We start from the raw sequence: 20,961 nt of genomic DNA, 5'->3' as shown, positions 1-20,961 counted from the left end.
GAAGGAGACGGCCATGGCTGCCAACTTCACGAGTGCCGACCTCCGGCGGCTCGCCGACGCTCTCGACGCGATGGCGGCCATGAGCAACGACACCGGCGTCACCGTCACGGCATATAGCGACACCCAGATCACAGCCAACGACCACGTGATCCGCATCTACTGGCGAGAGGCCGACGGCGAGCAGCCTGGGCACTACCTCGCCGAGTGGCCCGAAGGATAGGTGCCGAACATGCGCATCCACTTCTGGACGGCTGACGTTGCGGGCTCCGGCATGTACCGCGGGGTGATGTCCGCGATGTCCCTGGACTGGCTCGGCCACACCACGTCGGCCGGAGTCCGCCTGCCCGACGACTGGCGCGAGCAGGGCTACGACGTCGTCGTCGGCTGCCGGGTCGCCAAAGCCGGGCCGTCCCGGACGTGGCGGGCCATGAAAGACCACGGCATCCGCCTCGTCATGGACCTAGACGACGACTACCTCCACCTCGACCCAGCCAACACGGTTGCCTACAGGCTGTGGTCAGACCCGGCCGTGCGTCGCGGACTCCTCGACAACATTGCACTCAGCGATACGGTCACCTGCTGCTCCGAACCGCTGGCCGCCGTCCTGCGGGAGCATCACGGCGACGTCCGCGTCGTCCCCAACGGGCTGCCGGCGCAGTACCTGGGCGAGGTCCGCGACTACAACCCGAAGCAGTTGTCGGTCGGCTGGGCCGGCACGTCGTCCACCGTGAACGAGTTGCCCGGGGTCGTCCGTGCGTTGAACCGGATTGCCGACTATCGGCGGCCGGGTGGGGTGGTGGTGCGGCTTGTCGGCATCGACCCGCAGGCGGCAATGCGCTGCGGGTTGAAGGGGAAGCGGCTGGGTGCGCTCGGCTGGGTGGAGAACTTCGGCCACTACCTGCAAGCCGTCAGTGCCTTCGACGTGTGGGTGGCCCCGTACCGGGACATCCCCTTCAACTCCGCGAAGTATCCGACGAAGTGGCTTGAGTCGTCGATGCTCGGCATTCCGCTGATCGCCTCGGACGTCGAGCCGTACCGGCAGGTGATCCGGCACGGCGAGAACGGGTTCCTCGTCCGGCACGACCACGAATGGTCGCGCTACCTGAAGCAGCTCGTAGACGATCCGGGGCTGCGGCAGCGGATCGGTATGGCGGCCCGCGCGGAAGCGTCTGGGTCGATCCTGCAGGCGCTCAACCGGCAGTGGGAAGCGGCGCTCCAAGCGCCCGTGGAGGCGATCGGACGGTGAGTGACGCTATCCGGGCTGCGATCGGTGTCGCCGGACCACTGGGAGGTCTGTGCGGGATTGCGGGCGCAGTAGTCATCCTTCCTGGGCGGCGCCGATGAAGATCCTCGTCACGGGGGCGGCCGGGTTCATCGGCAGCCACCTGCTGCGCCGCCTCGAAGAGCACGGCCACGTCGTCGCCTCAACAGACAAGCGACACGGCCGCCCCACCTCCGACCTCGAAGCGTTCCAGCAAACCGTGGAGGCCACTGAGCCCGAGGTGATCGTGCACCTCGGCGCTTCTTGCTCCACCAGCGTCAGCCTCCGCGATCCTGCCGCCGACTTCACCGACAATGCGGTCGGCACCTTCAACGTCGCCGAAGCCGCACGCCGGGCAGGCGGCATACCCGTGCTCTTCACGTCCAGCGTGAAAGTCCACCCTGGCCAGGACGGGCTCATCGCACCACTCGGCCAGTCCAAGCTCGTCGGCGAGCAATACCTGCGGCTGTACGCCGACCTCTACTGCCTGCCCCACGTCATCCTCCGGCCGTCCACCGTGTACGGGCCCGGCCAGGACGGCAGCGCCGAAGCAGGCTGGGTGACCTGGTTCCTACGCGCCGCGCACGAACGCCAGCCGCTCACCATCTACGGAGACGGCAGCCAGAGCAGAGACATCCTCCACGTCAGCGACTTCACGACACTGCTCGTCGACATCGTCGAGCACTTCGACGCCTACCAAGGGCGCACCTACGAGGTCGGCGGCGGGCCCGAGAACGAGGTCAGCCTGCTCGGACTCCTCGAAGCCCTCGACTACCGCAACGTGACGCATACCCAGCGGATGCCCGGTGACCTTCAGCGGGTCGTCACCGACAACACCGGCATCAGCGGCGTGCGCGGCTGGCAGCCCACCACGCCCTGGATCGACGGCGTCCGGTCCACGCTCGACTGGATCGGAGAGCAGTGGTGAAGGTCGGCGTCATCATTCCCGCCCGCAACGCGCTGCCCTACCTTGCCGAAATGGTCGGCAGTATCCGCAGGCAGACGCACCCGGTGCACACCTACATTGCCGAGGACCGTTCCGACGACGGTACCTACGAGTGGCTGCGGCAGAACCCCGACTGCTGGTCCGGTCTGCACCGCAACAAGAAGCGCCTCGGCTGGGCGGGCAGTCTCAACGCTGCCGCCAAGCTGGCGCTCGCCGACGGCTGTGATGCCGTGTTCACCGCTTCGGCAGACGACAAGCTGCATCCCAAGTGCATCGCCCGCTGCGTTGCCACCCTCGACGCTGGCGGCCTCGACTTCGTGATCCCCTACGCCCGCCAGTTCGGGGCCGCCGACCACGTGCAGGCGTCGCTGCCGGATGCGATCCTGGACGATTTCGCGGTGTGGCCGCCGCTCATCGACAAGGCGCTGATCCGCCGTGCGACGTGGCAGGCGGTGCGCGGCTACTCCCCCAAGGCCACACTGCCCGGCTCCTACGGTTGCGCGGAGGACTGGGAGTTCTGGATCAAAGTCTGGAAGGTCGGACTGTCGAAGTACGCGGTGATTGAGCAGCCGCTGTACTTCGTCCGCGTCCACCCCGGCCAACTGTCCAACGACCGCGGCGAGCACCACGCGGCCACCGTCGCCCTGTTCCGCAAGCTGCACCCCGACCTGCCGTGGACCGAAGCATCCGGGCAGTGGCCGCCACGGCACCGCACTACGAGGAGAGCTGCATGATCGACGACCGCCGGGTGATTGCTTGGACCCCCTACGGACGGGTCCGGACGTACAGCATCCTCATCAAGTACCTGGAGCGGGATGTCCAGCGGGGCCTCGTCGACGAGGTCTGGGCCTACATGAACACCGACCCGCAGGGCCAGGAAGGCGACATCGCCTACGCCCACCAGCTCGCCGAACAGCACCCCTGGTTTCATCTCAAGCACCGCCCCGAAGGCATCGACCTCGGCAACCTGCCCAAGCAGCGTTACACCGGCCTCGCCTATCGGGAGATGACAGCCCCCGACACCATCTATCTCCGGTTCGACGACGACGTGATCTACGTGCACGAGGACGCCGTGGAGAACCTCGTCCGAGCCCGGATCGACATGCCCGCGCCGGTCGCCGTGTTCCCGGTCATCTGGAACAACGCGATCTGCTCCCACTTCCTCCAGGCCTGCGGGAAGGTGCCGATGGAGTGGGGGCCTGTCTCGCTCTTCTGCATGGACTCAAATGGCTGGGCCAACGGCGCATTCGCCGTGAAAATGCACGAACTGCTGTTGTCCCACATCGAAGCGGGCACCGTCGAAGACCTGTACCTCTACCAGGACTTCAGCCTCCAGCCCGGCACCCAATTCAGCGTCAGCTGCTTCGCCAGCCGCGGCGAGGACTACGCAGCACTGTCGAAGCCCGGCGTCCTGGTTCCGGATGAGGAAGAGTCCTGGCACACCATCCACCAGCCGCTGGCCACGGGCGCGCCGAACATCATCCGCGGCAACGCGATCGTGTCGCACTACAGCTTCTTCACGCAGCACCCGTTCCTCAACCAGACCGATCTCCTCGACCGGTACCGGGACCTCGCAGACAAGGCGGTCACCTCATGAACCAGCAGATCAGTGTCGAGGACGCGTTCCCCACCTTCCAGAAGCGCTGCGCCGAGCTCTTCGAGGAGAACCTCCTCCTCCGTGCACAGGTCGACGTCCTGCAACGGCAGCTGGACGCGGCCAGCCCTGCGCCAGTCGTCGGCCCCGATCTGGCTGAGCAGCACCCACGCCCGGACGATGAACGAGGCTAGGGACGGCGCGTGCCGAGCAGGGCGGCGAGGGCGAGGATGCCGACTTCGAGTAGCAGGATGATCTGGAACGTGGACATGGCGTCTCCCTTGATTCAGACGGAGGTGATCTCTATCCGGCGACGGCGGGCGTCAGGGTCGAGGATGATGTCGGGCTGCGGCGCAGGTGCTTCGCCGCGCTCGGCGCGCCGGACAGCATCGACGAGCGCCGCCTTCTCCTGGACGCCTTCGCCGGTCACGCCATGCCGCTGCCGGATGACGTCGAGCGGGTCCGGCTTCCCCTTCGGCGGCACCACATGGACGCGGGTCTTGGCGTCGGCGATCCGCATCCGGTGCGCGGTACGGGCGTCTTCGATGCTGTCGGCGTTGCGCAGGACGATCGGCTCGTAATCGACGACCGGACCCCGCGCCCGGATGACCATGCCCTGGCGTGTAGCTGCGTCGGCGGGGATCAGCCACACCTCTGACGGAGTGATGGCCCACGGTTCGTGGAGGACGACGTCGAGGGCTTCGTCGATGGTGTCGAGCCCGTACTCGGCCACCCGCCACTCCAGGGTCTCCTGCGGGAAGGCGTGGCCGTGCATGCGGCCGTCGGCCAGCTGGTAGGTGACCATCCAGCACGGCGTGCCAGCGCCCGACGTTCGCGTTGTGACGTCGACCGGGGTGAGTTCCTCTGCTGCCACGAGTGGCCGCCTTTCAGATTCGGAAGCACCAGAAATAGACGCTCCAGGCGCCGTCGGCGGCGCCGGACAGTTGGACGGTAAAGCCTGCCGTGTCCGCCGCAGTGACCACGAAGCCGCGGGTGTTGGCCACGGTCGGCGCGTCACGGATCGACACAATCGGCAGGAGTTGCGTGAGCATCGTCGCCCCGTAGGTGAGCGAAAGAGACGAGGCGCCGCTAGCGCCGGCGACCGAGCCCGTGAAAATGCCCTCGTTGGTGTCGGGCACGGCATAGTCCGACCAGCGCCCGATCTGCCGGGTCCTGTTGCTGCTGAAGTTCATGTAGTTGGCCGTACTGGCGGTGCCCGCATCCCATCCGGCCTTCGCCTGCGACGAGGTGGCCGTGTAAACGCCGCCGTCCACGCCCCCCGACTGGAAGCCGGCGAGGAATTGACTGACGGTGTAGCGGGAGTAGCCGCCCCGGCGTACCTGGGTGTCTTCGCGGATGACGGCGAGTTCCGTTGTGGCGGAGGTGAGGAACAACCTCGGGTAGACGGTGACTCCGGCGTCGTCGAAGGTGCCGCCGTTCAGTCCGAGGTTGCTGTTGGTGCCGGTGGAGACTGCGTTGATGTAGCTGTAGTTGGCGCCGGTGTTGGCGTAGAGGCGGAGTTCTGGCAGGTAGGTGGAGGTGGGGTTGATCTCCAGGCGGCGGCCCGAGGTGCCGGAGATGATCTGTCCGAGGAGGGTGACGGATCCGTCGGCGGAGGCGATGTTGACGGTTTGGGTGCCGCCGGAGTTGTAGGCCTGGATGCCGGACGCGTTGGTTTCGACGCGGGCACCGGAGGCCGCGGTGCGGATGGATGCGGCGAGTAGCCAGTTCGCGGAGATCGTGCCTGCGGTGACCTTGGTGACGGTCAGGTCGGAGATGTGTGCGTCGTCGATGAGGAGCGCGGTCGCGGTCGCGCCGGCGGAGGCCGCGGACTTGTTGCCGGTGATGTCGACGGCGATGACCTTCACCCATCGGGCCGTCGTCTCCTCCACCTGTACGGTCGCCACGACGGGGATCCCGGCCTGGATCATGCCAGAGTTCGCCGGCGCCTTGCCCTTGAGGGTCGTCGCGTCCGGCGTGAACCCGACCGTCCCGCCGACGTGGATCTCGAAGTGGTCGAGGTCCGACTCCAGGTTGAACGTGCCACCACTGGACTTGCCGAGCTGATGCGTGACCTGCACGGCGATCCGTGAGCCGGCCACGGTCGGGGCGGCCGGAGTCGACGGGGCGATGGTGTCCGCTGTGGCTACGAACGTGCTGGTCGCCGACCAGGCCCCCATGTTGCCCGTTTTGTCGACGGCCCGGATTCGCACGTTGTACGTCACTCCGGGCGACAGGTCGACTAGTTGCGCCGAGCTGGCACCCCAGGCGACGAACATGCTCTGCCACACGGTGGCCGGGTTGATGCCGTGTTGGATTTCGTAGTGGTCGCCGTCGATGATCGTGGAGCCGTCAGTGTTCAACGGTGCGTTCCAGGCGACGACGACGCGGGCCCTGGTGAAGCCCTCCCCGGTCAGGTAGCTGCTGCCGGTGAACGGCTCCACGAGGACGGGCGCGGCGGGCACGCTGGTGTCCTGACTGGGCCGTGAGCCGACGGGCTGCCCGCCGGCGCCTTCGAGTGCGCGGGTGAACCCGCCGACGGTCACATAGACCGTATGCGAACCATCCCATTCGACGTGGTCGGTGAGGTCGTGCCAGGTGCCGTTGGCGGCTCGGTAGGCGACCGTGTAACCCTCGGTGACAGGCCAGCGGGCTTCGGTGACCTGGAGTTTGATTGGGTTGAGGCGCTCGCCCCGGAAGGTGATTTCGTTCGCTGTGTCGACGAGTCCGGCGTTGGGGTCGTACACCCACACGTAGTCGCCAGGCTTGAAGCTGCCCTCGATGTAGTAGTTGTCGGTTTCAACTACCAACTCGTCTTGGCTGGACGTGTACTGGCTGAGGAGCAGCTCGGCCCGGGTGTCAGCGAGCGTGCCCGGCGTGTCCGACTCGGAGGCCAGCCGGGTCAGCTTGAGCACCCCGCCGTGGATGTCCTTGTACGGGTTGAGGCCCGGCGAGATGTCCGCGGCGCCGGTGGCGATCGACTCGCCCTCACCCTCCGCGAGGAGCACGAGCCGCGTCGAGTAGTCGTCCACGTCCCGGCCGACGCCAAACGCGCCCGGCACCGACTCCAGGCCCGACGTGTCCTTGCCAGCCGTCTTGCGGGAGATCACACACGTCGGGGTGGTGACGTACAGGTTCGCCTCCGGCCCGGCGTCCAGGGTGCCGTCCCCGTTGACGCGCCAGCCGACCTTCCCGCCCGAGGAGGCGGTGAACGTTTCACACACGTAGGCGATCGCTTTGCGGGGCGTCTCGTACTGATGGCGGCTGGAGTAGGTGCCCGCCACGCTGTGCAGGGTGCCTTCGGTGACGGCGCCGGAGGCCGGCAGGAGGGCGCGGATGCTGTTGGCGAAGGTGGCGCCGTTGATTGTGACCGCGGTTTCGTAGACGTCGCCCTTGTCGTCTTCGTCGCCGAGCCACATCGCCATGCCGACGCCGCCGAGTTCGTAGCTCTGCTCGATGGCGTTGGTGCGCCGGTCGTCGCCGCCGTTGTTGCGCTTGCGGACGACGCCGACGTAGCGGGCCGCGTCGAGGAGGTTGTCGCCGTACTGGGCGGGGTCGAGGCGTCCCGGGATCATGGCGACGTGCCCGAAGTGGGCGATCGTGTCCCACAGGTCGGGCGGGGTGGTCGGCTTGAGGGTGATGTCCCAGGAGCCGAGCGCGGAGAGAACGTCGGTTACGGGCATGGCTACCGCCTCACCGCATAGATCGTCTCCGGCAGGCTGGCGATGTACTGGTTGCGCAGGTCGGTGGCTGCGTCCCCGGACGGGGTGGCGCCCCGCAGGCGGATGTCGTCTCCGTACACCAGGATTCCCGCACCCGGAGTGCCTGCGGCGACAAGCAGAATCCCGGCCTTCGCCGCGGTGGGCGGGGCAGTGACCGTAGCGTCCCACTGCGCCCACACGCCCGCCGTCGGCACGAGGTTGTTGGACGAGGTGGAGATGTACGCGTCGGCCGACGTGTACCAGTTGACGCTGATGCCCACGCCTGCCGGAAGAGCCGACCCGGGGTTGATCCATCCGGATGCCCGGTAGGACGCGCCAGCCGTCACGGCCGTCGTGGCGGCTTCATACCGGGGGCTCGCATCGGCGCCGGTGGTGAGCAGACCGGACCAGGACCCGAACTTGGCCTGCGTGTTGGAGCGCGCATAGGTGGCACCGCCGAAAGCGGTCCAGCCCGTGCCATCGGTCTCGAAGGTCGGGTTGGTGTTGAGGGTGGCCTGGGAGGCGACAACGCCCAGCCAGAAGTCGAGGCTCGTCGTGCTGCTCTTAATGACGCCCCCGTTGGCGTCGGCGGTGAACGTGCGTGCGGAGCCGCAGGCGAACCTGTTGCCGTCGATGTCGTCGCTGCTGGCCACGAGGTAGCCCTGCGCCGACGTGTTGGTGTAAGCCTCTGCGGTGTTCAGGGTGACCTTCAGGTCGGCGCTGGTACTGCGTTGCAGGTAGCCCTCGACGATGCGAGAGCCGCGACGCAACGCGAGGTCGAGGGTCAGCCGGCCGGGGTTGAGGCCCTTGGTGAGGCGGAGGATGACGTGCTCGGGCCCGTTGCGCAGCAGTGTGGCGCCGTCCCAGGCCAGCACTTCGGTGCCGGTCTGGCTGTAGACGGTCCACACCTTGGACCGCCATGCGCCGCCGGTGTACGTCTGTACGTCGAGGCGGCCGGTTCCGGACTGGGTGACGTTGACGAGGCCGTTCGTCAGTGCCCAGCCGGTGGGCGACAGGGACTGGTCTACGCCGCACAACTCCGTGCCGCCCGAGGTGAGCCGCACCCGCCCGTTCAGGTAGTTGGCAGGCGTGCAACCCCAGCGCGGCGACGCCCCTGTCGGGATGCCGCGGTAGACCGTGATGGCGCCGTCCAAACCGGTGCGGGTCATCGTGGTCGGGTTGGTGGTGCCGGTCTGGTACCCGTAGTGGCCAATCGGCGGGGCATGCCACCGCTCCCCCGACAACGCGAAGTCGTTGACCCGAACCACGCCGGTGAGCCTGCTCTGCAAGTCGACCTCGGCGTCCGAGCCGAGGCGGGTGAGGCCGAGCTTCCAGTCGGAGGTGACGACGTCGTTGCGCCACTCCGTGTACTCCGCCGACACAGAGTCGACGGTGACGTAGGCGTTCCGCTCCGGCTTGTCGGTGAAGGTCAGCGGCGTAACACAGCCCGACTCCAGCGCGGTGACGTTGTCGTGCCGCCACACCAGTTCGGCGCGCGTCAGCGGCGGATTCGACTCCTGGCCCTCCAAGTCCAGGGTGCGCGCGGTGCCGACGGACTCCCCAGTCTTGAAAGTCTCCCTCAGCAGGAGGCGGCCGACCTTGAGGTCTCCGTAATCGCCCTGGGGCATCAGCGCCTCCGCTGCTTCTGGAAGTCGAGCAGTTCGTCGTTGATGTCCTTGACCATCGCCTTCACGAAGGCCTTCCGTTCCGTCGGGCTCGGCAGCGTCATCAGGCTGAAGGCCGGATTCAGATGCACCACCACGGACGGCCCGGCGGGAGCCTGGACCGCGGCCCCGACGCCGGCGACCGCCGGCTTCAGGCGCAGCCCGGCCGCGCTGCCGGAGAGCAGCGTGTTGCCCCTGGCCATTCGCTTTGCCCAGCCCTGCTCGACGCCCTGGAAGGTGTAGTCGCCGATGGGCACCATGCGTGCGGCAGGTGACTTGATGCCGAGCGCCTTCTTGATGGACGCCTCCATCGCCTTGGCGATCTTCATCATGGCGGCTTCGATCTTGTCCTGCTGGGCCGTCAGCCCCTTGACGAGCCCCTCCGATGCCTTGATCCCTGCCCCGTACATGGCGTTCGCCGTGGTCGCACCGGCGGCATCTGCCGACTTCTTCAGCTGGGCTTCGAGGGCGTTGATCTCGGCGATCTGCTGCGGTGTCGCGTTCAGCAGTGACTGAGCGGTCGACATGCCGCCGCCGGTCACCCCGGCCTGGGCGATCTCGCTGATCGACTGGGCGTTGAGGCCCTTCGCCTTCAGCTGCTCCAGCTGCTTGGAGAACTCAGTCGTGCGGGTGGTGTCGGAGCGCAGCTGGTTGATGAGGGTCTCGGCGCTGGTGCCGTACTTGCCGATCTTTGTGATGTTCGCGAAGCCGACCAGTGACGAACTCACCGACGTCTTCAGGCTGTCGAACTTGCCCTTCAGGTCGTCGAGCTTGTTCTTCGCGCCGTCGAGGGCCTTGTTGACGCCGTCCAGCTTCCGCTGGTTGGCGATCAAAGCCTTACCGGAGGAGTCCAGGCGCTTCAGCAGCGTCGACTCGGTCTTGCCGTGGGATGCCGCCTTGATCTGCGCGCGGGCCTTGTTCAGGTTGGACACGAGATCACTGAGGCTGTCTGCGCCTGCAAGGGACTTCTCGAACGGGTCCCGCTTGTATTTCGCGATGGTCCCGAAGTGGCTGATCCCGAACGCGTCGGCGAGCTCGTTCTTGCCGGTCTTCTCTGCGGCGGCCTGCTTCTTTGCCGCCTCCTGGGCCTTCTTCTGCTTGGCGCTGAGCTTACCGCCCTTCGCCATCTGCGGGCCGAGCTTGAGGGTGCCGTCGTTGACCGAGGCCATGAACTTGTCGCCGTATTTTGCGACCGAAGCGGCCTTGATCACCCACTCGTCGTTCGATAGCCACGGCGCGAACACGTCGTCGGACGTGCCGGTTCCGGGACCCTTGACCTTGCCGCCAGTGCCATACTTCGTGCGGAACCCCGAGCCGGTGAACCGGCCGCCCGTCGCGCCAACGGCGTCGTGAACCGACTGCCCCGACTTGGCGAGGCTGTTGATGTAGGTGGTCTTGACGTTGTGGTACGTCCAGGTCGTGGCGGTCTTCCCGTTGAGATTGGCCAGCGCCCTCGACACGGCTCCGATCGACCCGATCGACTGGCCGTTCTTCGTGTAGACCTCGGTGCGCCCGTCCGGCAGCTGCCTCGTCTTCAACCCCACCGACTCAAGCGCCTTGATGGCCGCCGCGTTGAGGGTGTCGACCTTGACGCTCTTGGCGCCCGGCGTCTTCCTGATCTCCGCCTGAACATCCTTCAGGCCCGCGATGGCCTGCGTGCGCTCCAGCTTGACCGCAGTCTTGATCTCGCCGGGCATCCCCAGCAGCTTGTTGACGTACTCGGTGGCCTTCTGCTTGTTACCGTCGAAGGCGTCCACCGCCAGGCGCATCATCGAGGTGCGCAGGGTGTCGGACTTCGCCGTCATCGAGCCGAGGGACTCGCCCGCCGCGAGACCGGCCGCGAGCATTTCGTCGTGGGCCTTCGCCGCCGCCGACATGGCCTGGCCGTTCTTCTGCCCGGCCTCCGTGTCCAGGTTCAGTGAGGCGCCGTGCTCCTTGAACGAGGCGGTCAGAGCATCGAGGGACTGCTCGAAGCCGATCTGCGCGTCATACGCGGACCGGTTCACGTCGTTCAGGGCCATGATGCTCGCCCGCAAACCCTCAGCCGACTGCTTCTGCGCATCCAATTGGGTCTTCGTGGCCATGGCCTGGGCGCCGAACAGGCCCATGCCTGCCGCCGCGAGCCGCTGCTCCTCCTTGAGGCCCGCGACGGATGCCCGGTACTCCGGGAAGAGGGCGTTGATCTCCTTGGTGGAGTAGCCCGCCTCCTTCAGCGAGTCCCGCATGAGGTTGAAGTCCCGCGCGGCCTGCGGGGCGAAGCCGGACGAAACCATGCCCGACATAGCCGCATCGAGGGACTTGAAGTCGTCCTTGAGGGCATTGAGGGACTCGTCGCCCTTGGACATGTCGTTGATGGCGCCGGCTATGGAGTCCGCGGCGTCGTCGAGCAGTGGGATACGGAACCCGAAAGCGGTGTTGGAGGCCTTTTTTGTCTCCGTGTCGAGCTGCCGGACCTTGGCGACCAGGCCGTCCATGTCGCCGAACGTTTTCTGGAGTTCGCCAGAGAACTTTCCTGTCGCGGCGAGCTGCTTCAGGCTGGTCGTCAGCCGGTCGACGTCCGGCGGCGCGCCCCGGGCTTTGTCGGCGAGCTTGCTGATGCCGAACGCGACCACGCCCAGAACACCCAGCCCGAGAGCCACCTTCTGCAGGCGGGTCATCGTCGCCAGCGCCCCGCCCGCCGCAGAGGTGAAACCAGCAAACCAGACCGCGGCAAAAAAGGTCCTGAGCCGCCCGATGGCGGCCACGCTCGCGATGGCCGTCATTGCGGCCATGCCCATACTCAGCAGCTTCAGCCCCGCGTACAGCTGCAGGATTGTGCCGAGCACCTCGGGCGGGATCGCGTTGACCATCTCCGCCAGGGCGTTCGCCGCCGTCAGCATCGAGATGCCCAGGTCGCCGCCTGCGACAGTCAGGTTGAGGACAGCCTTCGCCAGGTTCGTGAGAGTCTCGCCGAGCAGCGGCCCGGTCTCTCGCGCGTTGTCGATGAAAGCATCGAAGCCGCCGTCCGCGCCGAAATTCGCCAGGGCGCTGGACAGTTTCAGGATGCCGTCGAGGCCGAAGCGCAGCGAACCCACGGCGAAGTCCGTGAAATCGTCCATGACCCGGTCGAAGCCCGGACTGGCCACCTCGCCAGCGACCAAGGTGAGGAAGCGGTCAAGCTCCGCGCTCGTTCCGCGCACCAAGCCCGACGTTTTCGGCAGCATCGCCTGAAAGAGACCGAACGACTTGGTGAAGACCGGCATCGTATCGCCGGCCAACGAGTCCGACCACTTCGTGTACTCGGCACCCAGGGCCGACCATGCAGCCGTCGCCTCCCGCGTCGCGGCTGGCTGCTTCGCCAAGACCCTCTGATAGTCGGCCTCCGCGTCGGTGGCCTTCTTGCTGGCCCTGCCGTGCTCGGCGACCGCATCCTTGTACTTGTTCTGCGCCTGCGTCGCCTTGGCCATGTTGAGGACTTGCTTGCCCGCCGCGACACCAAACGCCAGAACCCCAACCCCTGCTGCCGCGACGCCTGCACCGGCGACGGCTGTAGCTGGCCCGAGAGCCCCCATGGCGCCGATGAGGGCGGTGACGTCCCGCATCGCTTTGTCTGTGCGCGCCTCGACCGAGACGTGCCCGGAGGCGATCAGGAACGACACTGCTATACCTCCACGCGTTCGATCAGGCCGGGGATGAGGAGGTTCATCGCGTCGACGGAAACCTCTTCGGTGTCGGCTTGCGTGGCAGGTGCGGCTGCCTGTTGCTGCTCTTCTGTGGCCATGCGGGCGGCCATCACGCTCTGGTAGGCGGGGAGTCTGGCGGCGAGTTCCAGGAACCGTTTGGCGCCGACGACGGTGGATTCGAGGTCGATGCGGTAGATGGCGAGGAAGTCGGCGTCAAGGTCGGCGCGATGGTCGACGATCCAGCCGTAGCCTGCGATCCGCTCTACGAAGCGGGTGAACCTTTTCCCGCCGCGTCGTCGTCGCTGTTCATATGGTCGAAGAACAGGGCAGAGACCGTCTTCACGATCGTGTCGAAGTCCTTCTGTTCGATCTTCTTCCGCTCGTAGAGGGCGAGGAGCCGGTTGTACTGCGGCTTGCCGAGGACAAGTTCGACGACCCGCTGCGAGCTGAACAGCGGCCCGTCGTCGCGCATCGAGTTGAGGGCGAGAAACACGATGCGCTCGTCAATGACCTTGGGGACGGTGAACTCTTCGTCGTCGATGTAGCAGAGGGGCACTCGCACCTCCTCGACGGACGGCGCCGAGGTGGTGGAGATGCGCAGCACGCCGTCGTCTTCGACAGGGGCGGGCACCGGAGCGGTGCGGGTCTTGGGCGCTCGGGCAGGCACGGTGGGCTCCTAGGCGGTGGCGTCGATGAGCTTGAACGGGGCGATCGAGGCGGACACGAAGAAGCCCTGCCACTTGACGGGGAACAAGGTCATTCCGTCCTTCTTGTAGCTGGACTCGACCTTGTCGTTGGACAGGCAGCGGCGGACGATGAAGCGGCGCCGCAGTTGGCCGGGTGCGTAGCCGTCGAGGATCACGGCCCGGTAGGTGGGCTGTGTTGCACTCGATGCGTAGATCGGCTCGAACGACTTGTAGCCTGCGCCGGATGCGGCGGTGCCGTCGTTGAGGACGTACTTCAGGTTTTCGAGCGTGGGCTGCGCCAGGTTCGTTTCGACGGTGAACAGGCGCTTCGTGAGACGGCCGCCGACCTCGTCGACGACCTGGTCGACTTCGAGGGCCGTGTACGTCTGGTCGATGCCGAGCTTGACGCCGTCCTGCGTGCCGCCGAGGTCGGTCCAGCTTGAGGCCGCGGGGGTGGTGTTGATCGCCGTGTCGAGCGGTTCAAGGGCGCCGAAGCTGCCGATGTACAGATCGGCCGGGCCCATGATCAGCTCGGTGGTGGTGACCGCCATGGTCTACTCCTTGCTCTTCGCGCCGGTGGTGAGGGTCTTGGCCGGTGCGGCGGCAGGAGCAGCAGCGGGAGCATCCTCGACGAGGAGGCCCTGCCGCTTCAGGTCTGTGTACTCGGCGTCGCCGACTTCGAGTTCGACGTGCGGCTGCATGGTGGTGCGGACGGTCGGCATGGCGCTCCTAGAGAGTGATCCAGTGCAGGGCGAGGTCGGCCTGGTAGCGGGCGAACGAGGCGTCGTCGTTGGGCATGCGGCGCGGCTCGGAGATGAAGTGGGCGGTGAGGACGCGGGCTTGGGGGTAGCCCGGCCGCAGGGTGAGGACCCGCTGGAGTCCGGCCGTGTCGTAGGTCGCCGCGACGACCAGCTCCATCAGGCTCGCCGCTTTACCCCATGGCGGTTTCCCGGACTGGAGATTGACGGCATAGCAGTCGACTTGGACCACCGGCTCGCGCAGTGCGTAGTACAACTGCGGCGATCCGCCCACCGCGCCAACCACATGGACGAAACCGTTCGTCGACCAGGCCGAGGCGTCCGACGGGAGGGTGGTGGCCACCTGACCCGCCTCGATGCCGTCAGCGCTCAGCAGCCAGGCCACGGCGACGAGCTCGGTGTTCGCCTTCGGGGTGACGGCCATCAGAGCCTCCCCCGGTGCTTGTAAAGGGCAGGCCGCATAAAAGGCTGAGCCGGGGTACCGGGGTGCATGACCCGGTTCACCGGATGCCGGGCCCCCGGCCAGGACAAAGCCTTCTTCGTGTTCGGCGTGATGATGTGCGGCCCCGACCCGAACTCAACCGTCGACCAGTACGGCACGTCGCGGACGCCGACACGCAGCTCCCCGCGGTTCACCTCGTGATACATCCCGGCCCGCAGCCGGCCACTGCGTACCGGGGCCATGCGCTCCATGTCGGACTGGATTTCGCGGCCCAGTTTGTGGAGGTAGCGGGTGACGGAGTTGCGGACCCAGCCCTGCCAGCCAGCGTTCACGACGACGCGGTAGTCAGCGCCCATCCCGTCACCTCCCTCTACGTTCGGCGGGTCTCTCTGCGCCCGTCCGGCTGGCCGTTTACGGGCCCTGGATGCCGTCGGGGCGGTGTGGCTATGTCGGAGCTATGCGGCTCGTCCTGTGCGTTTCAGGTCCGCCCGCAAAGGCTGCGTGAGGACGGGGTTGGAGTTCTTCGTGACCGAGACGACGATGTAGATCTCGCTGGTCCGCTCGTCCTTGATGCGGTCGTCTTCGGTGACGTCCGTGGTCGCGGGCAGGCGGCAGATGTGGGTGCGGATGATCCGTGGGGTGCCGGTGACGGGCTCCTGTGCGGTGCGCGTCGACTCGATAAGTGAGGCCGGGATGCCCGTCGCGTGCGGGGTCGCCGCGTCCGTCTCGTCGCCGAACGCATCTGCGCTGGTGCCGCGGAGGACGCTGACGGTGGTGGTCGCCAAAGCGAGCATCAGCAGCCCCCGCTCATGGGCCGCCAGCGCGGGTCGTTGTCGTCCAGGACCGCATTGGTGAGGTTCATACGTCGCGGAATCCCGGAGCCGGAGCCCGCCATGCGGCCGATGCGCAGGCTGCGGGTGCGCCGCCAGGACAGTCGGTCGATGCAGCGCTTCGCCATCGGCGCGAGGACGAGGGCGTTGTTGTGCTGCATGGTGGCGACGACGCCGTCCTGCTGCACCTGCGTGATGTCGATGTTCGTGAACGCGTCCGGATGCTGCGTGATCCACGCCGCCTGGTAGGCGACCGCGAGCTTCAGGAGTCGTAGGTTCTTCGAGCTGATATTGCCCGCGTCGGAGGCGTCCTCGGTTGTGTCGGCGAAGATTTCGACGATGGCCTGCGCTTGCTCGACCTGCGCCGCAGTCACTGTGACCCCGGTGTAGGTGGTGACGTTGCTGGTGGTGGCCCACGGCATCAGGACCGCCTCCGCACGTTGATTTCGTACACCTCGCCGTCGGCGGTGGTGCCGACTCGGTAGGCGTCACCGCGCGGTGTGTGGCCGGCGGCGACGGCGGCCTCGCGGGTCTGTTGCCGCAGTTGGGTGTGCGTGGCCTCGTCGAGCCCGCCGGGGCCGAGCAGCCAGGTGCGGCGGAACGATGCCGGTGCGGCTGGTTCGGGTTCATGCGTCTCGAACGGCTCCGGAGCAGGCGGGAGCAGGTCGGGCTGCGCGTCCACGGTGACGTCCGGCTGCGGCACCTGCTCGCCATCGCTGAGGATGACGGTGGGCGTGTCGCTGCTGTCTGCCACGTCCGGACTCTCGGCAACCGGCACAGCTTCATCCTCGGTATCGGCTGCGGTGAGGCGTTCGACGAGTTCGGCCTTGACGCGGCCGGACGGCAGGCCGCGCCGCTTGCATTCCGCCTGCAGTTGCGGCGTTGTCATCTGCTCGTAGTCCATGCCTGCCCTCCCTTTCGTGTGCCGGTGCCGCCGGGGTGGCACCCACCAATCCCCGGCGGCAGTCCCGTAGCGATGGCTAGTCGGTGACGCGCTCGACGATGGAGAACGCCTTCTCGTGCGCCAGCTGGAACGCGCGGCGGACGCGGAACTTGACGGCGGTGTCGTCGGTGTTGTCCTGTGCGCGGGCCTGGTCGACGAGGGATTCGGGCTGGGAGCGCTCGCCCTTCTTCAGGTACGACCTGTTGCCGAAGAGCAGCAGGTCGTTGCCGGTCGGGGCGCCGAGCATGGTCGCGGACACCTTCGCACCGCGGGACCAAGTGACGGGGGCGCCGAACAGAGTCTCCGGGGTGGACCCGGACGCAGGCTGGAAGATGGGGCGCCCTTGCGCGTCGGTGCACAGGCGCAGCGCGTCACGCCAGCCGGGGGCGGCGACGACGAACTGGTCGGCCATGGACCAGAACTGTCCGGTCTCCACCTTCTTGAACGCGGTGGAGAGCTTCTCGTACAGCGACGTTCCGACCGGGGTGGAGGGGATGGCGATGAGGTCGTCGTCCCAGGTCAGGTAGTTGTCGTCGGCGGTGTAGCCGGTCGCCGAGTTGGTGGTGCGCAGCGACTTGTAGGCGCTGGTGAACGGGACGGTGGAGCCGTTCTCTGCGGCGCTCACGCCGATGCAGGCGTTGTCGAAGGAGTCGGCGTAGGAGATCGCCCAGTCCATGCCCTTGATGCGGATCGTGTCTACGACTGTCGCCGCGTCGGACAGGTCGTCCTCGTCGACGGTGAACTTCGCGATCAGCCGCCGGGCGGTGAGGGTGATGTAGTCGTTCGTCGACGTGTCGTCGGTGTACGTCGTGCCCGCCGTCACGGTGAGGCCGGCGGAGCGCAGGATCCGCTTCGTGGCGGAACTCATGGGGACGCGGTAGCCGAGCTGTTCGATCGCGGACTCGCGCTGGATGCGCTGGATGACCTCGGAGTCCCACTCGATCGGGATCCAGTCGTTGATGATGTCGGTGGAAGCCACGAGGGCACCTCAGGAAGGACGGGGGCTCACGGCCCGCACGGTTGGGTGGGTGCCCTACCTGGGCGGACCTGTGAGCGTCCCGCTCGTTCCTGTTCAAACCCCGAGGGGTTCGTCGTGCCGTGCCCCACCTGGGGCGTACTACGCGCCGCGTGCTGCCTGCCGGGCCAGCTTCTCCACCCAGTCCTTGGGTTCGGGGGCCGGCGGCTTCTTGTCGGCTGCATCGATCTTAGCCGGGGTTACACCATTCTGGCCAGAACCACCAGTCCCGTTGGACGGATTGGCAGAACGGTTGCGCCTGAAGAACTCCGGCCACTCGGACTTGATCGCGTCGATCTGGTCGGAGAGTCCGGTGATCTCCCCGTCGTCGATGTCGACGTCGTCGAGGTCGAGGAGCTTCATCAGGCTGTCGAGGCGCGTGCCGTTCCAGCCTGCTTCGGAGAGCGCCTTGTTGAAGCCGACGGTGAAGGTCCGCATCTGCCGGGTGCCCTTGAGCTGGGTTTCGGTGACGGCCTTGTCGACGGCCCGCTGCACTTCGGCCTGAGTGAGGCCGCGGGGCTGGTCGTCCTTGCCCGGCTCCGGGTCCGCTGCAGGCTCGGGGTCGAGGTCCTGATTTACCTTCTGCCCGGTCTTGGGATCAATGCCGTTGGCGCGCAGAAACTTGCGGCGCGCCGCGGCCTCACCCGATGCGGTCTTCAGCTTCGCCTGGTGGGTCTCCCACTCCTCGCGGGTCGGCGGTGTCCAGTCGTCCTCCGGCTCCGTCTGCGGCTCCGGCTCGTCTTCGGGGGCGCCGTCGGGCTCGGCCGTGGGATCGCCGTCGGCGTAGAAGACGGGGCTGAAGGCGCCGCCGCGGTACCAGGCGGGGTGTGCCCAGCCAGGTGTGTGGATGCGGGAGCGGGCGAGGGTTCGGGGTGCCATGTCGTTCTCCTTGTTCAACCCGTACCGGGGCCGGTGGCGGGAAAGGTGCGGTTCTCGAATCGCCCGGCGCGCACGGCGTCGGAGGCGAACTCGACGACGGACTTGGGCAGCCGCGGTCCGGTGCGGATCAGCTCGCGGGCGGCACGGATACGAGCGGCGTTGGACTCCGTGGGCAACGACCAGCCGCGGGCGACAGAGCGGCGCGCCTCGCGCTGTAGTACCTCCGGCAGCGGCGGCACTCCAGGCACCGCCCATTCGTCGCGCCACGGTGCGGGTCGGCAGCGGCAGTGCGGGTGAAGAGGCGGCCCGGGTACCGGTTCGCCGCGGCCCCGCTGGTTCGGATCCCACGAAAGCCCGCCGGGGAAGTCGGCGCCGGCGTCGACCACGTGCCCGGCGTAAGCCGCGCAGTTCACGCATGCATCCCGCTCGGCGACCCACACCTTCTTCGCGCCGGCCTGCCGGATCTGCTCGGCGATGCCTTCGTTCGCGGCCTCGTTGACCGTTCGGGAGATGGCCGCCTTGAGCCGGCCGATGACGCCGCGCGCCCTGCCGATTGCGGCGAGGGCGCCGGTGAGACCGAGGCGGCGCACCAGCTTGACCTTCAGGAGGGTGAGGGCGCCGCGGTGCTGCTCGTCGGCGACTTCCGGCAGGCTGCGCGCGGCGCGACGCAGGGCACGTGACGGCTTCACGCCAACGCCCTTGGTTCGGTGGCCGGCCAGCATCGACAGCACCTGCGCGCCCTGCGTCACACCCAATGCCGCGGCCGGGTCGAGGGCGCGTTCGAGGGCGGCACTGGAGCGGGCGCCGAGTCCCTTGAACAGGCGGGTGAGCGCCGCCTTCACCGCGGTCAGGATGCGGGCAAGCAGTTTATCGTCTCCGGCGTCGGCTCGCGGCCCGCCGAACAGGCGCGTCCACAGTGCGGTCGTGTCGCGGGCCGCCTGCGTGAACTCGGCATCCAGCCCGCCCACCGCGGCGTCGATAGCTTCGTCTTCGATGCGTTGGATCGCCTCAGTGTGCGGCCCCTGGATGAGGCGGATGATGTTCTCGTCGCGGCTAGCCACCGGCGGTCACCTCCCGGTCGGTGCGCTCGGCCGCGGCCAGGACCCCGTCGAGGATTGTGGCGACCTGCTGGTCCGTGACCGCGCCCAGGGCGACGCCGGAGCCGAGCTTCTGGATCGCGTCGCCGAGGGTGGCGAGCAGCTCTACACGGCGCTGGAGTTCGGCGTCATCGTCGAGGTTGACCAGCCACGCCTTGACGATCTCCGGCGGGTAGCCGGCCTCTACGAGGGCCTGTTCGCGCGGCACCCCGTTGCGGATCTTCGCTTCGATGGTGGCCCACCCGTCAGACGACGTGACCTGGTCCGCAGGCTTCCAGTGGACCTTCACAGTGACGTCGTCGAAGTCGAGGATCCGCAACGCGAACTGGTAGGCCGCAGCCCAGGTGCCGCCGAAGGACCGCTGAATGGCCTCCACCATGGCGGTGAGTTCCGCCTTCGCCTCCTGCCGCGCCTCCCCGGAGATGGCATCCCCTGTCGAGTCGAACAGAGTGAACGGCACTCCGGTGACCTGCGACATGGCCTTGATGTACCGGTCGAGGGGCTTGAGGTAGACGTCCGGCTGCGCGGCATCGAACTGGCCGACCCCCTTGAGGCCCTGCAGCATCCACAGTTCGCCCGGGTCGTTGCGCAACTGCGACGGATTCAGCGGCCCCTCAGGATCACCTGCCGCATCCTCGGGGAAGTCGGGGTCGAAGTCCGACTGCATGCCCGACTGGTCGACGGCCGGGTCGATGAGCCCGTACCGCTGCGGCAGCGACTGGAAGTCGACCGTCGCCGCATGGCTGACGATCAGCTTGTTGATGAGAGCCTGCGGACCGTAGGCCGCATAGTGCACCGGCCGGCCGTAGGGCCTGCTCGTCCTGAAGTGGAAGAACGGGACCTCACGGTAGGGGTTGTCGAGCTTCCAGTCCTGCCCGTCTCCGGCCCACTGCTCCCACTTGTCCTGCCGGCCGTTGTGTTTGCCCGCCCACAGCCAGCGCTCGATGCGGTCCGCATACCAGAGGTCGGCGCGGATCACCTGATCTTTCCCGGAGCCGAACGTCCACGACTTGATGGCGAGCTTCTTGCGGAGCGGATTCTCCTCGTCGTAGATCACGCGCACAGTCGACGCCGAGTTGACGAACATGTTCACGCCGAGCATGTCGCCCTGCTCGTCGGTCTCCGGCCACACCATCAGGTAGACGTCGCCCTGTGAGCAGCCCCTGCGCTGAAGTGCCGGGCCTTCCTCGTCGAGTTCGTTGCGCAGAACGAGGCCGCTGATCTCCTCGTCCGCCGCCTCACTGTCGGTGGTGATGGCGGTGACGTGCAGCCTGTTGGCGACCGCATCAACGGGGATGCGGGCGAAATTCACCTCGTCGAGCTCGTTGAGATGCGACTTGGCGAGCATCTTGGCGACCTTGTCCGACGCGAAGACCTCGTCGACGTCGCCGTCGTAGTACGCCTCAGCCTTCGCATATTGGGGCCGATGGGCGCACAGTTCGGCGTAGGCGTACTTCAGGTCGTCGGTCCCGGCCATCAGGCA

23 protein-coding genes are annotated in these 20,961 nt (G+C 67.3%); 6 read left to right on the top strand and 17 right to left on the bottom strand.

Features of this window, described 5'->3' with window-relative positions:
- Positions 1 to 13: 13 nt before the first annotated feature.
- From AB0I18_RS15825 to AB0I18_RS15800, 6 genes are all read left to right on the top strand, one after another.
- Positions 14 to 220 (top strand): hypothetical protein, encoded by a 207-nt coding sequence (locus tag AB0I18_RS15825; RefSeq protein ID WP_363106042.1) that lies wholly within the window; start codon positions 14 to 16, stop codon positions 218 to 220.
- Between the two features lie 9 nt (positions 221 to 229).
- Positions 230 to 1,246 carry a glycosyltransferase family 4 protein gene (locus tag AB0I18_RS15820; RefSeq protein ID WP_363106041.1) on the top strand — a complete coding sequence of 339 codons (1,017 nt, stop codon included), beginning with the start codon at positions 230 to 232 and terminating at the stop codon, positions 1,244 to 1,246.
- Positions 1,247 to 1,340: 94 nt separating this feature from the next.
- Complete coding sequence (locus AB0I18_RS15815) at positions 1,341 to 2,189, top strand: NAD-dependent epimerase/dehydratase family protein (RefSeq protein ID WP_363106040.1); 849 nt, start codon at positions 1,341 to 1,343, stop codon at positions 2,187 to 2,189.
- Positions 2,186 to 2,941 carry a glycosyltransferase gene (locus AB0I18_RS15810; protein ID WP_363106039.1) on the top strand — a complete coding sequence of 252 codons (756 nt, stop codon included), beginning with the start codon at positions 2,186 to 2,188 and terminating at the stop codon, positions 2,939 to 2,941. The genes AB0I18_RS15815 and AB0I18_RS15810 overlap by 4 nt, the downstream gene beginning before the upstream one ends.
- The gene (locus AB0I18_RS15805) at positions 2,902 to 3,804 is read left to right on the top strand and encodes a hypothetical protein (protein WP_363106038.1); all 903 of its coding nucleotides are present in this window, start codon (positions 2,902 to 2,904) and stop codon (positions 3,802 to 3,804) included. The genes AB0I18_RS15810 and AB0I18_RS15805 overlap by 40 nt, the downstream gene beginning before the upstream one ends.
- Positions 3,801 to 3,995, top strand: coding sequence for a hypothetical protein (locus tag AB0I18_RS15800; RefSeq protein WP_363106037.1), 195 nt, complete (start codon positions 3,801 to 3,803; stop codon positions 3,993 to 3,995). The genes AB0I18_RS15805 and AB0I18_RS15800 overlap by 4 nt, the downstream gene beginning before the upstream one ends.
- A gap of 92 nt (positions 3,996 to 4,087) precedes the next feature.
- On the opposite strand, the gene AB0I18_RS15795 is transcribed toward AB0I18_RS15800, so the two are convergent.
- The 17 genes from AB0I18_RS15795 to AB0I18_RS15715 form a co-directional block, all read right to left on the bottom strand.
- On the bottom strand, positions 4,088 to 4,675 hold the full coding sequence (locus AB0I18_RS15795; RefSeq protein WP_363106036.1) for a hypothetical protein: 588 nt from the start codon (positions 4,673 to 4,675) through the stop codon (positions 4,088 to 4,090).
- Positions 4,676 to 4,688: 13 nt separating this feature from the next.
- Positions 4,689 to 7,484 (bottom strand): fibronectin type III domain-containing protein, encoded by a 2,796-nt coding sequence (locus AB0I18_RS15790; protein ID WP_363106035.1) that lies wholly within the window; start codon positions 7,482 to 7,484, stop codon positions 4,689 to 4,691.
- Between the two features lie 2 nt (positions 7,485 to 7,486).
- Positions 7,487 to 9,130 (bottom strand): hypothetical protein, encoded by a 1,644-nt coding sequence (locus AB0I18_RS15785; RefSeq protein WP_363106034.1) that lies wholly within the window; start codon positions 9,128 to 9,130, stop codon positions 7,487 to 7,489.
- On the bottom strand, positions 9,130 to 12,804 hold the full coding sequence (locus tag AB0I18_RS15780; protein WP_363106033.1) for a hypothetical protein: 3,675 nt from the start codon (positions 12,802 to 12,804) through the stop codon (positions 9,130 to 9,132). The genes AB0I18_RS15785 and AB0I18_RS15780 overlap by 1 nt, the downstream gene beginning before the upstream one ends.
- A gap of 2 nt (positions 12,805 to 12,806) precedes the next feature.
- Positions 12,807 to 12,938, bottom strand: a complete 132-nt coding sequence (locus AB0I18_RS15775; RefSeq protein WP_363106032.1) for a hypothetical protein — start codon at positions 12,936 to 12,938, stop codon at positions 12,807 to 12,809.
- A 152-nt stretch (positions 12,939 to 13,090) separates the two neighbouring features.
- Positions 13,091 to 13,495, bottom strand: coding sequence for a hypothetical protein (locus AB0I18_RS15770; protein WP_363106031.1), 405 nt, complete (start codon positions 13,493 to 13,495; stop codon positions 13,091 to 13,093).
- A 9-nt stretch (positions 13,496 to 13,504) separates the two neighbouring features.
- A complete protein-coding gene (locus AB0I18_RS15765) occupies positions 13,505 to 14,065 on the bottom strand; it encodes a hypothetical protein (protein WP_363106030.1) in 561 nt (186 codons plus the stop codon).
- Between the two features lie 3 nt (positions 14,066 to 14,068).
- Positions 14,069 to 14,236: a hypothetical protein gene (locus AB0I18_RS15760; protein ID WP_363106029.1), complete on the bottom strand. Its 168-nt coding sequence runs from the start codon at positions 14,234 to 14,236 to the stop codon at positions 14,069 to 14,071.
- A 7-nt stretch (positions 14,237 to 14,243) separates the two neighbouring features.
- Positions 14,244 to 14,696 carry a hypothetical protein gene (locus tag AB0I18_RS15755; protein ID WP_363106028.1) on the bottom strand — a complete coding sequence of 151 codons (453 nt, stop codon included), beginning with the start codon at positions 14,694 to 14,696 and terminating at the stop codon, positions 14,244 to 14,246.
- Positions 14,696 to 15,070: an HK97 gp10 family phage protein gene (locus tag AB0I18_RS15750; protein ID WP_363106027.1), complete on the bottom strand. Its 375-nt coding sequence runs from the start codon at positions 15,068 to 15,070 to the stop codon at positions 14,696 to 14,698. The genes AB0I18_RS15755 and AB0I18_RS15750 overlap by 1 nt, the downstream gene beginning before the upstream one ends.
- A 99-nt stretch (positions 15,071 to 15,169) precedes the next feature.
- A complete protein-coding gene (locus AB0I18_RS15745; protein ID WP_363106026.1) occupies positions 15,170 to 15,508 on the bottom strand; it encodes a hypothetical protein in 339 nt (112 codons plus the stop codon).
- Positions 15,508 to 15,966 carry a hypothetical protein gene (locus AB0I18_RS15740; protein WP_363106025.1) on the bottom strand — a complete coding sequence of 153 codons (459 nt, stop codon included), beginning with the start codon at positions 15,964 to 15,966 and terminating at the stop codon, positions 15,508 to 15,510. Before AB0I18_RS15740 ends, AB0I18_RS15745 begins: the two co-directional genes overlap by 1 nt.
- Complete coding sequence (locus AB0I18_RS15735) at positions 15,966 to 16,448, bottom strand: SAP domain-containing protein (RefSeq protein ID WP_363106024.1); 483 nt, start codon at positions 16,446 to 16,448, stop codon at positions 15,966 to 15,968. The genes AB0I18_RS15740 and AB0I18_RS15735 overlap by 1 nt, the downstream gene beginning before the upstream one ends.
- A 76-nt stretch (positions 16,449 to 16,524) precedes the next feature.
- A complete protein-coding gene (locus AB0I18_RS15730) occupies positions 16,525 to 17,466 on the bottom strand; it encodes a phage major capsid protein (RefSeq protein WP_363106023.1) in 942 nt (313 codons plus the stop codon).
- 138 nt (positions 17,467 to 17,604) lie between these two features.
- Positions 17,605 to 18,381, bottom strand: a complete 777-nt coding sequence (locus AB0I18_RS15725; RefSeq protein ID WP_363106022.1) for a hypothetical protein — start codon at positions 18,379 to 18,381, stop codon at positions 17,605 to 17,607.
- 14 nt (positions 18,382 to 18,395) lie between these two features.
- Entirely contained in the window at positions 18,396 to 19,442 is a 1,047-nt protein-coding gene (locus tag AB0I18_RS15720) for a hypothetical protein (RefSeq protein WP_363106021.1), read from the bottom strand.
- Positions 19,435 to 20,955 (bottom strand): hypothetical protein, encoded by a 1,521-nt coding sequence (locus tag AB0I18_RS15715; protein ID WP_363106020.1) that lies wholly within the window; start codon positions 20,953 to 20,955, stop codon positions 19,435 to 19,437. The genes AB0I18_RS15720 and AB0I18_RS15715 overlap by 8 nt, the downstream gene beginning before the upstream one ends.
- Positions 20,956 to 20,961 lie beyond the last annotated feature (6 nt).

The organism is Streptomyces sp. NPDC050704, from assembly GCF_040654355.1.
GTDB lineage: Bacteria > Actinomycetota > Actinomycetes > Streptomycetales > Streptomycetaceae > Streptomyces.
This window is presented reverse-complemented; position numbering and strand designations above follow the sequence as displayed.

Bases quoted from the DNA above. Each gene is read 5' to 3' on its own strand.
- AB0I18_RS15740 (WP_363106025.1), bottom strand. From the start codon at position 15,966: ATGCCGTGGGCCACCACCAGCAACGTCACCACCTACACCGGGGTCACA.
- AB0I18_RS15815 (WP_363106040.1), top strand. From the start codon at position 1,341: ATGAAGATCCTCGTCACGGGGGCGGCCGGGTTCATCGGCAGCCACCTG.
- AB0I18_RS15750 (WP_363106027.1), bottom strand. From the start codon at position 15,070: ATGGGCGCTGACTACCGCGTCGTCGTGAACGCTGGCTGGCAGGGCTGG.
- AB0I18_RS15715 (WP_363106020.1), bottom strand. From the start codon at position 20,955: ATGGCCGGGACCGACGACCTGAAGTACGCCTACGCCGAACTGTGCGCC.
- AB0I18_RS15785 (WP_363106034.1), bottom strand. From the start codon at position 9,130: ATGCCCCAGGGCGATTACGGAGACCTCAAGGTCGGCCGCCTCCTGCTG.
- AB0I18_RS15800 (WP_363106037.1), top strand. From the start codon at position 3,801: ATGAACCAGCAGATCAGTGTCGAGGACGCGTTCCCCACCTTCCAGAAG.
- AB0I18_RS15790 (WP_363106035.1), bottom strand. From the start codon at position 7,484: ATGCCCGTAACCGACGTTCTCTCCGCGCTCGGCTCCTGGGACATCACC.
- AB0I18_RS15725 (WP_363106022.1), bottom strand. From the start codon at position 18,381: ATGGCACCCCGAACCCTCGCCCGCTCCCGCATCCACACACCTGGCTGG.
- AB0I18_RS15820 (WP_363106041.1), top strand. From the start codon at position 230: ATGCGCATCCACTTCTGGACGGCTGACGTTGCGGGCTCCGGCATGTAC.
- AB0I18_RS15825 (WP_363106042.1), top strand. From the start codon at position 14: ATGGCTGCCAACTTCACGAGTGCCGACCTCCGGCGGCTCGCCGACGCT.
- AB0I18_RS15755 (WP_363106028.1), bottom strand. From the start codon at position 14,696: ATGGCCGTCACCCCGAAGGCGAACACCGAGCTCGTCGCCGTGGCCTGG.
- AB0I18_RS15775 (WP_363106032.1), bottom strand. From the start codon at position 12,938: ATGGCCGCCCGCATGGCCACAGAAGAGCAGCAACAGGCAGCCGCACCT.
- AB0I18_RS15760 (WP_363106029.1), bottom strand. From the start codon at position 14,236: ATGCCGACCGTCCGCACCACCATGCAGCCGCACGTCGAACTCGAAGTC.
- AB0I18_RS15745 (WP_363106026.1), bottom strand. From the start codon at position 15,508: ATGCTCGCTTTGGCGACCACCACCGTCAGCGTCCTCCGCGGCACCAGC.
- AB0I18_RS15735 (WP_363106024.1), bottom strand. From the start codon at position 16,448: ATGGACTACGAGCAGATGACAACGCCGCAACTGCAGGCGGAATGCAAG.
- AB0I18_RS15765 (WP_363106030.1), bottom strand. From the start codon at position 14,065: ATGGCGGTCACCACCACCGAGCTGATCATGGGCCCGGCCGATCTGTAC.